The sequence below is a fragment of the Streptomyces sp. NPDC050509 genome (assembly GCF_044457965.1).
Lineage (GTDB): Bacteria > Actinomycetota > Actinomycetes > Streptomycetales > Streptomycetaceae > Streptomyces.
In genome coordinates, this window is record NZ_JBITHL010000008.1 from 409,466 (window position 1) to 422,338 (window position 12,873).

Annotated in this window: 11 protein-coding genes; 10 read left to right on the forward strand and 1 reads right to left on the reverse strand. The window is 71.7% G+C overall.

Features of this window, described 5'->3' with window-relative positions:
* The first annotated feature begins 6 nt into the window (after window positions 1–6).
* The 8 genes from ACIBJC_RS24550 (at window position 7) to ACIBJC_RS24585 (ending at window position 7,485) form a co-directional block, all read left to right on the forward strand.
* The gene (locus ACIBJC_RS24550) at window positions 7–1,275 is read left to right on the forward strand and encodes a DivIVA domain-containing protein (RefSeq protein ID WP_399295859.1); all 1,269 of its coding nucleotides are present in this window, start codon (window positions 7–9) and stop codon (window positions 1,273–1,275) included.
* A 213-nt stretch (window positions 1,276–1,488) separates the two neighbouring features.
* Window positions 1,489–2,193, forward strand: coding sequence for a GntR family transcriptional regulator (locus tag ACIBJC_RS24555; protein ID WP_399295861.1), 705 nt, complete (start codon window positions 1,489–1,491; stop codon window positions 2,191–2,193).
* Window positions 2,190–2,996, forward strand: a complete 807-nt coding sequence (locus tag ACIBJC_RS24560) for a LamB/YcsF family protein (protein ID WP_399295863.1) — start codon at window positions 2,190–2,192, stop codon at window positions 2,994–2,996. The genes ACIBJC_RS24555 and ACIBJC_RS24560 overlap by 4 nt, the downstream gene beginning before the upstream one ends.
* Complete coding sequence (locus ACIBJC_RS24565; protein ID WP_399295865.1) at window positions 2,993–3,631, forward strand: allophanate hydrolase subunit 1; 639 nt, start codon at window positions 2,993–2,995, stop codon at window positions 3,629–3,631. Before ACIBJC_RS24560 ends, ACIBJC_RS24565 begins: the two co-directional genes overlap by 4 nt.
* Window positions 3,628–4,575: a biotin-dependent carboxyltransferase family protein gene (locus ACIBJC_RS24570; RefSeq protein ID WP_399295867.1), complete on the forward strand. Its 948-nt coding sequence runs from the start codon at window positions 3,628–3,630 to the stop codon at window positions 4,573–4,575. Before ACIBJC_RS24565 ends, ACIBJC_RS24570 begins: the two co-directional genes overlap by 4 nt.
* 106 nt (window positions 4,576–4,681) lie before the next feature.
* Complete coding sequence (locus tag ACIBJC_RS24575; protein ID WP_399295869.1) at window positions 4,682–5,134, forward strand: VOC family protein; 453 nt, start codon at window positions 4,682–4,684, stop codon at window positions 5,132–5,134.
* Between the two features lie 162 nt (window positions 5,135–5,296).
* Complete coding sequence (locus tag ACIBJC_RS24580; protein ID WP_399295871.1) at window positions 5,297–6,652, forward strand: MFS transporter; 1,356 nt, start codon at window positions 5,297–5,299, stop codon at window positions 6,650–6,652.
* The gene (locus ACIBJC_RS24585) at window positions 6,649–7,485 is read left to right on the forward strand and encodes a putative hydro-lyase (RefSeq protein ID WP_399295873.1); all 837 of its coding nucleotides are present in this window, start codon (window positions 6,649–6,651) and stop codon (window positions 7,483–7,485) included. Before ACIBJC_RS24580 ends, ACIBJC_RS24585 begins: the two co-directional genes overlap by 4 nt.
* Window positions 7,486–7,534: 49 nt before the next feature.
* Here ACIBJC_RS24585 and ileS read toward each other — a convergent pair whose 3' ends face one another.
* Window positions 7,535–10,678, reverse strand: a complete 3,144-nt coding sequence (gene ileS, locus ACIBJC_RS24590; RefSeq protein WP_399296056.1) for an isoleucine--tRNA ligase — start codon at window positions 10,676–10,678, stop codon at window positions 7,535–7,537.
* A gap of 640 nt (window positions 10,679–11,318) precedes the next feature.
* Here ileS and ACIBJC_RS24595 point away from each other — a divergent pair.
* Both ACIBJC_RS24595 and lspA read left to right on the forward strand, forming a co-directional pair.
* Window positions 11,319–12,161 carry a TraR/DksA family transcriptional regulator gene (locus ACIBJC_RS24595; protein ID WP_399295875.1) on the forward strand — a complete coding sequence of 281 codons (843 nt, stop codon included), beginning with the start codon at window positions 11,319–11,321 and terminating at the stop codon, window positions 12,159–12,161.
* 126 nt (window positions 12,162–12,287) lie between these two features.
* Window positions 12,288–12,860, forward strand: coding sequence for a signal peptidase II (gene lspA, locus ACIBJC_RS24600; protein WP_399295877.1), 573 nt, complete (start codon window positions 12,288–12,290; stop codon window positions 12,858–12,860).
* Window positions 12,861–12,873: the final 13 nt, after the last annotated feature.

A 12,873-nucleotide genomic window follows, 5' to 3' on the forward strand; every position in this document is an offset into this window, starting at 1 on the left:
GAAGAGATGCCGTTGACCCCCGAGGACGTGCGGAACAAGCAGTTCACAACCGTCCGCCTCCGAGAAGGCTACGACGAGGACGAGGTCGATGCCTTTCTCGACGAGGTCGAGGCCGAACTGACCCGCCTGCTCCGCGAGAACGAGGACCTGCGCGCCAAACTGGCCGCCGCCACGCGTGCCGCCGCGCAGAACCAGCAGCAGCAGTCCATGCGCAAGCCGCCCGAGCAGCAGGATCGACCCGGGGCCCCGGTGCCCGCCGCCATATCCGGACCGCCGCAACAGCAGCAGCCCCCGCAGATGGGCCCGCCCCAACTGCCCGGTGGCGCACCGCAGCTCCCGGCCGGCCCGAGCGCCCACGGCCAGGGCCCCCAGGGTCATGACCCGCGCGGCCAGCAGCAGCACGGCCCGGGCCCGATGGGCCAGGGCGGCCCCATGCAGCAGCAGGGCGGCCCGATGCAGGGCGGTCCCATGCAGCAGCAGGGTGGCCCCATGCAGGGCGGACCCATGGGCCAGGGCGGTCCGATGGGTCAGGGCGGCCCCATGCAGCAGCAGGGCGGCCCGATGCAGGGCGGTCCCATGCAGCAGCAGGGCGGCCCCATGGGCGGTCCGATGGGTGGCCCCATGGGCGGTCACGGTCCGCAGATGGGCCAGCCCGGTCAGGGTCCCGGCGGTGACAGCGCCGCGCGCGTTCTGTCGCTCGCCCAGCAGACCGCCGACCAGGCGATCGCCGAGGCGCGCTCCGAGGCCAACAAGATCGTGGGCGAGGCCCGTAGCCGCGCCGAGGGCCTGGAGCGCGACGCGCGCGCCAAGGCGGACGCGCTGGAGCGGGACGCGCAGGAGAAGCACCGCGTGGCGATGGGCTCCCTGGAGTCCGCGCGCGCGACGCTGGAGCGCAAGGTCGAGGACCTGCGCGGCTTCGAGCGCGAGTACCGTACGCGGCTGAAGTCCTACCTGGAGAGCCAGCTCCGGCAGTTGGAGACCCAGGCGGACGACTCGCTGGCCCCGCCGCGCACCCCGGCGACCGCCTCGCTGCCGCCGTCGCCCTCCATGGCTCCGGCCGGCGCGGGCGCGATGGGCCACAGCATGAGCGGCGGCCCGTCCATGGGCGGCCCCTCGATGGGTGGTCCTTCGCAGGGTCCGTCGTACGGCGGGCAGCAGCAGATGTCGCCCGCGATGACGCAGCCGATGGCACCGGTACGGCCGCAGGCGCCGCAGCCGATGCAGCAGGCGCCGTCGCCGATGCGCGGGTTCCTGATCGACGAGGACGACAACTGACGGGTTCGCGCGTGCGGTACGCGTAGCCGTCGGCAGGCTTGACAAGGGCTGGGCCCGGGACTTCTGTCCCGGGCCCAGCCCTTCGGCGTTGCCGGGTACGGACAGGGTCGCCGCGCCGGACCCAGGCGGGCGGACGGTTTCCGGGCGGTAAATCCCGGATCACTGTTGGTCGAAACTCTTCCCCATGTTGTGCATCCACTGTATACACGGGATATGAGTCGAGAAGTCAGAGGTACCCGTGGTGAGGCCAACGGAGCCGACGAGGTCACCGGCGAGCTGCGTCGGCTGATCGTCGAGGGTGTCTATCCGCCCGGCTCCCGGCTTGTCCAGGACGAGCTGGCCGACCGCTTCGGAGTGAGCCGGATCCCGCTGCGGGAAGCCATGCGCACCCTCGCCGGCGAGGGGCTGCTCCGTACGACGCCGGGCCGCGGCACGTTCGTCACGGTGCTGGACCTGGACGAGATCGACGAGATCTACAACCTGCGCCGACTGGTCGAGCCGAGCTTCGCCGAACATGTCACCGAACGGGTCTCGCGGCGCGACATCAGCCGATTCGACGCGATGGCCAAGGAGATGGAACGCGTCGCCGAAACCGCGGCGGACTCCTGGTCGCGGACGAACCTCGCGTTCCACCTCGACATGTACCGCCTCTCCCGGCTGCCGTTGCGCTACGAGATCATCTCGGGGATGTACCACCGGCTGGAGCCGTACTCACGGTTCTACGTCCACAGCACCGCGGCGTACGAGCGTGTGCAGTGCGAACACGCCGCGATGGTCCAGGCGCTGGCCGACGGCGACGCCCAGGAACTGGCCCGGCAGATCGTCGCCCACATCGACGGCGGCCAGCGCGGTCTGCACGCCGCCTGGGAGAACAGCAGCAACAGCCCTCACGCCTACTGGGCGGAGTCGGCCCGATGACCGCGCTCGCGATCAACACGGATGTCGGCGAGGGCTTCGGGGTGTGGGGACCCGCCGACGAAGGTGACCTGCTCGACCAGGTCACGGCCGCCAATGTCGCCTGCGGATTCCACGCCGGCGACCCGGATATCCTGCGCCGCACCTGCGAGGCGAGCGCCGCCCGGGGCGTGGCGATCGGCGCGCAGGTCTCCTACCGCGATCTGGCCGGCTTCGGCAGGCGTTTCATCGACGTACCGAAGAAGACCCTGGTCAATGAAATCCTTTACCAGATGGGCGCGCTGGAGACATTCGCGCGCCTGGCCGGCAGCCGGGTCAGTTATCTGAAGGCGCACGGCGCGCTTTACAACGCGGCGGCCCACCACGCGGGACACGCCGAGGCGATCGTCGAGGCGGTCACGCTGTACGACCGTGAGCTGCCGCTGCTCTGCCAGCCGCGCACGGTCCTGTGGGAGTGCGCGGTCGCGGCCGGTTGCCGCCCCCTGGCCGAGGCGTTCGCCGACCGCGGATACACCGACGAGGGGCTGCTGGTGCCCCGGTCGGAGCCCGGCGCCCTGGTCACCGACGCCGCCGAGGCGGCGTCGCGCGCGCTGGGGATGGCACGGACGGGGACGGTCACCTCGGTCAGCGGCCGGTCCGTACGGATCGCCCCGGACGGCGGGGACGTGGCGGCGCTGTGCGTACACAGCGACACCCCCGGCGCGGTCGCCATCACCGCCGCCGTACGGACAGGTCTGGCCGCGGCCGGAATCGCGGTGCGCACGCCCGGAGAGCTCGCCGCCGCGCGTTCCGGGGTACGGCCGTGACGCGCGCCGGGCCGCACCTGCGGCGGGCGGGCGACCGGGGCTGGCTGATCGAGTGCGCGGGGGCGCGCCCCGCGGACGTCGCCACCGCCATCAGGGAGCGCCCCTGGGCCTCGGAGCTGCGGGACGTCGTGCCCGCGGCGACGACCGTCCTGGTGGTGGCCGACGTACTCGGCGGGATGGAGCCGCTCGCCGCCGAACTGCGGGCCGTGCTCGACGAGGTGGGCGCCCGGGCGTCCGGGCGGCCTCCGGGGCGCACCGTCGTGATCCCGGTCCGTTACGGAGGAGCGGATCTGGCGGCGGTCGCCGAGCGCGTCGGGCTGGCTCCGCGGGAGATCGCGCGGCTCCACACCGAGGCGGAGCACGCGGTGGGGTTCTTCGGCTTCGCCCCCGGGTTCGCCTATCTCGACGGCGTTCCGGAGCGCCTGCGGCTGCCCCGGCTCTCCAGCCCGCGGCCCCGGGTCGCGGCGGGCGTGGTGGCGATCGCCGGGAACCAGACGGTCGTCTACCCCGGCGGCACACCCGGGGGCTGGCACCAGATCGGCGTCACCGCGGAACGGTTGTGGGACATACACGCCCAGCCGCCCAACCGGCTGGCGATCGGCGACCGGATCGTGTTCGAGGCGGTCGCGTCATGACCACCGCACTCGACCCCCGCGGGTCGGCGACGCCCACGTGCGACGTCCCGGGAGACGACGCGGCAGGTGTGGCGGAGCCCACCGGCGCGGTACTGACCGTCGTCGGGGCAGGGATCGCGACCAGCGTCCAGGACCTGGGCCGGCCCGGTCTCGCCCATCTGGGAGTCCCGGCGTCCGGCCCGGCCGACCGGCGCAGCTTCCGGCTCGCCAACCGGCTGGCGGGCAACCCGGAGAACACCCCGGCCTTCGAGGTGACCGTCGGCGGCCTGGCCGTGTCCCTGTCGGTGCCCCGGTATGTGGCGATCACCGGGGCACCGGCTCCGGTGACGGTGGACGGCGTACCGGTGCACAGCGCGACGCTGGTGCGGCTGTCCGCCGGGTCCGTGCTGGCGATCGGCCGCCCCTGGGCGGGCTGCCGCACCTATCTGGCCGTATCCGGCGGGATGGAGCCGGAGCGGGTGCTGGGATCGGCCTCGCGCGACTCGCTCACCGGGCTCGGCCCCGACCCGGTCGCGGCCGGGTCGCGGTACGGCCTCGGCCCCGCCCGCCCGGTGCCCGGCGTCCCGTTGGAGCTGGCGTTCAGCGTCGTCCCGACCGGCGGGCCGGTCACCCTCCGGTTCCGGTGGGGGCCACGCCATGAGCTGTTCGGCGCCGCCGACCGGCAGCTGCTGACCAGCGGGCCCTGGCGGGTCTCCGCCCAGTGCGACCGGGTGGGCGCGCGTCTTACGGGCGCCGCGCTGGCCATCGGCTCGGTGGACCTGCCCAGCGAGGGAACGATGCGCGGCGCCATCCAGGTGCCGCCCTCGGGTGAACCGATCGTGTTCCTCGCCGACCACCCGGTCACCGGCGGCTATCCCGTCATCGGGGTGGTCACCGACGCCGACATCGATCTCCTCGGCCAGGCCGTGCCGGGAGACGAACTGCGGCTGGCGCCCGTGCACTGAGAGCCCGTGCACCGAGAGGAGGACACCGGACCGCAGCACCACACAGAAGCACCCCGCGGAAGTACCGGACGGAAGTACCGAACAGCAGCCCCAGAAGGAGAGAAACATGACCGACCAGCCCGCTTCCCTCGCCCCGTTCCACCTGGCCATTCCGGTCGACGACATCGACGCCGCCCGGCAGTTCTACGGAAAGGTGCTCGGCTTCGGCGAGGGCCGCTCCGACACGAAGTGGATCGACTGGAACTTCGGCGGCCACCAGGTCGTCACCCACCAGGTCGGGGACGGCCCGTCCGGGACACCGCGGGACGGTATCGCCGGCACCAACCCCGTCGACGGCCACCAGGTGCCGGTGCCGCACTTCGGCCTGGTGCTCTCCGTACCGGAGTTCCAGGAACTGGCCGAGCGGCTCACCGCCGTCGACACCCAGTTCGTGATCGAGCCCTACGTGCGTTTCCAGGGTGAGCCGGGCGAGCAGTGGACGATGTTCTTCCTCGACCCGGCCGGTAACGCGATGGAGTTCAAGGCGTTCGCCGACATCAGCCAACTCTTCGCCGTCTGAACCCTCCGCACCGTCCCGGGACGACGACGGCCATCAGCAGGAGGACTGGTCCCGCTGATGGCCGTCGCGGGGGGACCCCGCGCCGTACGGACCGCAGAACACAAGCCCGCACGACTGACAGCACATCCCGCCACAGGACATGTCGGATTCCGGAGGACCCCCATGGAAAGCCTACCAACGACGGTCGAAGACCTTGGAAAGACGGGGAACGATCCGGCCCCCTCGGACAGCTCCACACCCGACACCGGGGCGGCGCACAGCCGTCCGCGCCGGGCGGCCATGGCGGCCGCAGCCGGTACGGCCATCGAGTACTACGAGTTCGGCGTCTACAGCTATCTCGCGGTCATCATCGGACCGCACTTCTTCCCCGGCGACGACCCCACCGCCGCGCTGCTGGCCACGCTGGCGGTTTTCGGCAGCGCGTTCCTGATGCGGCCGCTGGGCGGCATCGTGCTCGGACGGCTGGGCGACCGGGTCGGCAGGAAACCGGTGCTCATGTTCACCGTGGTGGGCATGGGCAGCGCCACCGCGGCGGTCGGGCTGCTGCCCACGGCCGAGACCATCGGGGTGGCCGCGCCGGTGGCGCTGCTCCTCGTCCGGCTGGCCCAGGGGTTCTTCGCGGGCGGGGAGGTGACCGGTTCCGCCACCTACCTGGCCGAGTCGGCGCCGCACGGCAAGCGCGGCTTCTTCGGTTCGTTCACCCCGGTCGGCGTCGCCCTCGGCGGCGGGACCGCCGCCCTGGTGGCCGGGATCACCACGACCGTACTGGACGAGCGTCAACTCGACGCCTACGGCTGGCGGATCCCCTTCCTGCTCTCGCTGCCCCTGATCGCCGTCGCGCTGATCGCCCGCCACCGGCTGGAGGACTCCGAGACCTTCCTCGCGAAGAAGTCGGAGCAGGCCACGGCCAAGGCGCCGCTGACCGAGGTGCTCACCGAGCACCGCGCCGCCGTGCTCAAAGTGACCCTGCTGGCCATCGGGTCCAACTGCGGCTACTGGGTCGGGCTCATCTTCATGAACATCTACCTCACCACCGATCTCGGCTACGCCAAGTCCTCCACCTTCTGGATCATGGGCGGGATCAGCCTGTTCGTGGCCTGTCTCATGCCGGTCTGCGGAGGACTTTCCGACCGGTGGGGCCGCAAGCGGCTGATCACGGTCGGCTTCGCCGGGTACGCGATCCTGGTGGTGCCCGCCATGCTCGTCATGGGGCTCGGCAGCTTCCCGCTGGCCGTCGTCGCCATGATCGTGCTCGCCCTGCCCATGCCCGTCGTCCAGTCCGTGACGTACCCCACCTACGCGGAGATGTTCCCGACGCGGGTGCGCTACACGGGCCTCTCGTTCAGCTTCAACATCGGCACCATCATCGGTGGCGGGCTCAGCCCCTACCTCGCCACCTGGCTGATCGCCACCACCGGGAACCTGCTCGCCCCCGGCTTCCTGCTGATGGCGGCCTCGGCCGTGGCCCTGCTCACGCTGCGCACCGTACGGGAGTCCAGCAGGGCGGAACTCGCATGACGGCGACCGTCCCCGTCCCCGTTCCCGATTCCGTCCCCGTTCCCGTCCCCGCCACACCGGCCGAGCTGCGCCGTCTCGTGGCGGCCGGCCGGTGGACCGGGCCCACGGCCGGGCTGCTGGACGGCTACCAGCAGGCCAACCTGGTGATCGTGGGTCAGGACCTCGCCTACGACTTCCTGCTCTACTGCACCCGCAACCCCAAGCCCTGCCCGGTGCTCGCCGTCACCGAGCCCGGCGACCCGGTGATACGGCTCGGCGGGACCACCGCCGACCTCCGGACCGACCTGCCCCGCTACCGCGTCTGGCACCACGGCGAGCAAGTCGCCGAACCCACCGACATCACGGCGTACTGGCGTGACGACGCGGTCGGCTTCCTGCTCGGATGCAGCCACACCTTCGAGGGCCCGCTCCGCGCCGCGGGGGTCCCTGTCCGGTACGCCGAGGAGTCGGCGGCGCCACCCGTCTACGTCACGCGTGTGCCGACGCGACCCGCCGGGCGGCTCTCCGGACCACTGGTGGTGAGTATGCGGGCCATCCCCGCTCCGCTGGTCCCGCGCGCCGTCGAGATCACCTCCCGCTACCCGGCGGGACACGGCGCGCCGGTGCACATCGGCGATCCGGCGGCGCTGGGCATCGCCGACCTCGGCCGACCGGACTTCGGGCCCCCGCCGGCCGTCGAACCCGGTGACGTGCCCGTCTTCTGGGCCTGCGGAGTCACCCCGCAGCTGGCGCTGCCCGCCGTGCGGGCCGCTTACACCATCACGCACCACCCCGGCCATATGTTCGTCTTCGACCACACGGTCGACGCGGGACCGGCCGGACTCCTCTGCTGAGCGCCGGGCGGGCCGCACCTCCGGCCCGCCCGGCACCAGACCCTGGCCGTTACGCCTTGCGGAGGCGGAACGTGAGGGCCAGGCCCTCGTCCTCGAAGGGGGTGCCGTACGTGCCGTCCGCCTCGCCCGGTGCGAAGTCCGTCGCCAGGACCTCGTCCGAGATCAGCGGCGTGTGCGTCGTCAGCGCCTCCGTCGTCGCGTCGTCCGCCGAGGTCCAGCGCACCGCGATCCGGTCCGCCACGTCCAGGCCGCTGTTCTTGCGGGCCTCCTGGATCAGGCGGATCGCGTCGCGGGCCAGGCCCGCCAGGCGCAGCTCCGGGGTGATCTCCAGGTCCAGGGCGACCGTCGCGCCGGAGTCGGAGGCGACCGACCAGCCCTCGCGCGGGGTCTCCGTGATGATCACCTCGTCCGGGGCGAGCGAGACGCTCTCGCCGTCCACGGTCACCGACGCCGTACCGTCGCGCAGCGCCGCGGAGAGCGCCGCCGCGTCCGCCTCGGCGACCGCCTTCGCCACCGCCTGGACGCCCTTGCCGAAACGCTTGCCCAGCGCGCGGAAGTTCGCCTTCGCCGTCGTGTCGACCAGCGAGCCGCCCACCTCGGAGAGGGTCGCCAGCGCGGAGACGTTCAGCTCCTCCGTGATCTGGGCGCGCAGTTCGGACGAGAGCGCGTCGAAGCCCGTCGCGGCGATCAGCGCGCGCGACAGCGGCTGACGGGTCTTCACCCCCGACTCGGCCCGCGTCGCGCGGCCCAGCTCCACCAGCCGCCGTACCAGCGCCATCTGGCGGGAGAGCGTCGGGTCGATCACCGACAGGTCCGCCTGCGGCCAGGACGCCAGGTGCACCGACTCGGGCGCGTCCACGTCGACCGGTACGACCATGTCCTGCCAGACCCGCTCCGTGATGAAGGGGGTCAGCGGGGCCATCAGCCGTGTCACCGTCTCGACCACGTCGTGCAGCGTGCGCAGCGCCGCCTTGTCGCCCTGCCAGAAGCGGCGGCGCGAGCGGCGTACGTACCAGTTGGACAGGTCGTCGACGAAGGCCGAGAGCAGCTTGCCGGCGCGCTGCGTGTCGTACGCCTCCAACGCCTGTGTGGTCTGGTCGACCAGCGCGTGCAGCTCGCTCAGCAGCCAGCGGTCGAGCAGCGGCCGGTCGGCCGGGGCCGGGTCGGCGGCGCTCGGCGCCCAGTCGGACGTACGGGCGTACAGCGCCTGGAAGGCGACCGTGTTCCAGTACGTGAGGAGGGTCTTGCGCACGACCTCCTGGATCGTGCCGTGGCCCACGCGCCGCGCCGACCAGGGGGAGCCGCCGGCCGCCATGAACCAGCGGACCGCGTCCGCGCCGTGCTGGTCCATGAGCGGGATCGGCTGGAGGATGTTGCCCAGGTGCTTGGACATCTTCCTGCCGTCCTCGGCGAGGATGTGGCCGAGGCAGACGACGTTCTCGTAACTCGACTTGTCGAAGACGAGCGTGCCGACGGCCATCAGCGTGTAGAACCAGCCGCGCGTCTGGTCGATCGCCTCCGAGATGAACTGCGCCGGGTAGCGCTTCTCGAAGAGGTCCTTGTTCCGGTACGGGTAGCCCCACTGCGCGAACGGCATGGAACCCGAGTCGTACCAGGCGTCGATGACCTCGGGGACGCGGACGGCGGTGAGTTCGCAGCCGTCCTGCGGGCAGGTGAAGGTCAGCGCGTCGATGAACGGGCGGTGCGGGTCGAGCGCGCTCTGGTCGGTGCCGGTCAGCTCCGTCAGCTCGGCGCGCGAGCCGACGCACGTGAGGTGGTCGTCCTCGCAGCGCCAGATCGGCAGCGGGGTGCCCCAGTAGCGGTTGCGGGACAGCGCCCAGTCGACGTTGTTGTCCAGCCAGTCGCCGTACCGGCCGTGCTTGACCGAGTCCGGGAACCAGTTCGTCCGCTCGTTCTCCTCCAGGAGGCGGTCCTTGACGGCCGTCGTACGGATGTACCAGGACGGCTGCGCGTAGTAGAGGAGCGCGGTGTGGCAGCGCCAGCAGTGCGGGTAGCTGTGCTCGTACGGCACATGGCGGAAGAGCCGGCCGCGCTCCTTCAGGTCCGCCGTGAGGGTCTCGTCGGCCTTCTTGAAGAAGACGCCGCCGACCAGCGGGAGGTCCGCCTCGAACGTGCCGTCGGGGCGGACCGGGTTCACGACCGGGAGACCGTACGCGCGGCAGACCTTGAGGTCGTCCTCACCGAAGGCGGGGGACTGGTGGACCAGGCCCGTACCGTCCTCCGTCGTCACGTACTCGGCGTTGACGACGTAGTGCGCCTCCGCCGGGAAGTCCACGAGGGCGAAGGGGCGGTCGTACGTCCAGCGCTCCATCTCGCGGCCCGTGAAGGACGCGCCGGTGGTCTCCCACCCCTCGCCCAGCGCCTTGCCGATCAGCGGCTCGGCGACGACGAGCTTCTCCGCGCCGTCCGTCGCGACCACGTACCGGACGTCGGGGTGCGCGGCGACCGCCGTGTTCGACACCAGCGTCCAGGGGGTCGTCGTCCAGACCAGCAGGGACGCCTCGCCGGCGAGCGGACCCGAGGTGAGCGGGAAGCGGACGAAGACCGAGGGGTCGACGACCGTCTCGTACCCCTGCGCCAGCTCGTGGTCGGACAGCCCGGTCTGGTCACGCGGGCACCAGGGCGCGACGCGGTAGTCCTGGACGAGGCGGCCCTTGCCGAAGATCTCCTTGAGCGACCACCAGACGGAGTCCACGTACTCCGGATCCATGGTCCGGTACGCGTTGTCGAGATCCGTCCAGTACCCCATGCGGGTCGTCAGCTCGGCGAACGCGTCGGTGTGCCGGGTGACGGACTCACGGCACTTGGCGTTGAACGCGGCGATGCCGTACGCCTCGATGTCCTGCTTGCCGGTGAAGCCCAGCTCCTTCTCGACGGCGAGCTCCACGGGCAGGCCGTGGCAGTCCCAGCCGGCCTTGCGGGCCACGTGGTAGCCGCGCATGGTGCGGAAGCGCGGGAAGACGTCCTTGAAGACGCGGGCCTCGATGTGGTGCGCGCCCGGCATGCCGTTGGCGGTGGGCGGGCCCTCGTAGAAGACCCACTCGGGGCGGCCCTCGGACTGTTCGAGGCTCTTTTCGAATACCTTGTTCTCGCGCCACAGGTCGAGCACGGCGTGCTCCAGCGCGGGCAGGTCGACCTGGGCGGGCACCTGGCGGTACCGGGGGCCGGTCACGGGCGTCGGCGAGGGTTCTGGTGTCATGGGGCGCTTCCTCCGGCGGAACTGCGGCATCTCCGTCGAAGGGACGAGAGCTGGGCTCCCGCGGTACCACCCTCCTTGGCCCCGGACGTGGCCGTCCGTGGCCCCCTCATTGGGGTCGCGCTGCCGGTTCTACTCGCCCCACGGTGACCTGGGCTTTCTTCCGGCGGCTCCGGGGTGATGCTTCACGCCGCGCTCTGCCCCCGGGCTCTCACCGTCCCCGGGTCGCTCATGGCCGCGTACGACGCTACTCGTCCCCATCCACGCCTCTCGCTGGGCCCAGTGTACGGGGCGGCGCCCGGCCGGCCGACCGGATTTCCGCCGCGGGTCCGGCAGGGCGCGCGGCGGGGAGTGCGGAAGGGAAAGGGGGAGCGGGGGGAGCGCCGTACGGCCGAGCGTATGACCCGAACGGTTACACCGGCGCTCGCTCACGGTGTGGCGCACCCGGCGGCGGATTACCCGGCGGGGAGCTGGGCACAACGGATGGAGGCCGGTCTTCTCACGCCACGGGGAGGGGCCGGAGAGGCGGCGTGCCCCGTTGCCGCGGGGCTGGTGTCGATTTATCGTCCCAGCACGATTGGCGAGCAAGATCGCGCTATGTGAAGGGGCCGCGGCCATGGTGGCGAAGAAGACCGCCGCGAAGGAAACGACCGTGGCGGAACCCGCGGCGGCGCAGCAGACGACGGCCGGCACGACGGCGGCCGGGAAGACGACGAAGACGACGAAGACGACGACCAAGAAGACGACGACCAAGAAGGCGACGACGAAGAAGACCGCCACGAAGAAGGCGGCGGCAGAGAAGACGACCGCGAAGAAGGCACCGGCGAAGAAGGCTCCGGGCAGGAAAGCGGCCACCAAGAAGACGGCCGCGAAGAAGGCACCTGCAAAGAAGACGCCGGCGAGCAAGGCACCTGCGAAGCAGGCCGCGTCCGCGGCCGAGGGGGCGGCCCAGGCCGCGGAACAGACGGGAGCCAACACGGTGGGAGCGAAGAAGACTGCGGGCGGCGCGGGCGCGGCCGGCGCCACGGCGGTGTCCACGGCACAGGTCGCCGCGGCCCCGCCAGGGGAACTGGCGGTACGGCCCGGTGAGGACCCCTGGACGCCGGAGGAGGTCGCCGAGGCGCGCACCGGGCTGGAGAGCGAGACCGCCCGGCTGAGCGCCGAGATCACCTCGTCGGAGGCCGCTCTGGCCGGGCTGATGCGGGACTCCGGGGACGGGGCCGGTGACGACGACGCGGACACCGGTACGAAGAACATCACGCGGGAGCACGAGATGGCGCTCGCCGCCAACGCCCGCGAGATGCTGGAGCAGACCGAACGGGCGCTGCTGCGCCTCGACTCGGGCACGTACGGCCTCTGCGAGGTCTGCGGCAAGCCGATCGGCAAGGCCAGGATGCAGGCGTTCCCCCGGGCCACCCTCTGCGTGGAGGACAAGCAGAAGCAGGAGCGGCGAGGCTAGCGTCCTCGGTCCGGTCGGCCCGGGTGCCTGGTACGAGGCGGGCGGAGGTTAGGGGACGGGGGTACCGGGGTGACGTACCCTCGTCCTCAGTCAGGCACCCAGTACTCCAGCAGTTGAGGGACTCACGTGGCAGAGGCGGAGCGCATCATCGGTACGCCGTCCGTTGACAGTGGCAGCGACGACGACGCTGCCGCCCCGGCCGAGCAGCCGAAGGGCAAGCGCAAGATCCTCGCGCTCTTCGTCGTCGCCGTTCTGGCGTATCTGCTGGACCTCGGAAGCAAGATGCTGGTGGTGGCGGAGCTGGAGCACCAGGAGCCGATCGAGGTCATCGGCGATCTGCTGAAGTTCGAGGTGATCAGGAACGCGGGCGCCGCCTTCGGTATCGGCGAGGCGTTCACCGTCATCTTCACGATCATCGCGGCGACGGTGATCGTGGTGATCGCCCGGCTGGCGCGCAAGCTCTACAGCCTGCCCTGGGCGATCGCGCTGGGGCTGCTGCTCGGCGGCGCGCTCGGCAACCTCACCGACCGGATCTTCCGCTCGCCCGGGGTCTTCCAGGGCGCCGTGGTGGACTTCATCGCGCCGGCGCGCTTCGCGGTCTTCAACCTCGCGGACTCCGCGATCGTCTGCGGCGGCATCCTGATCGTGCTGCTCTCCTTCCGCGGCCTCGACCCCGACGGGACCGTCCACAAGGACTGAGAACCCGGCGGCG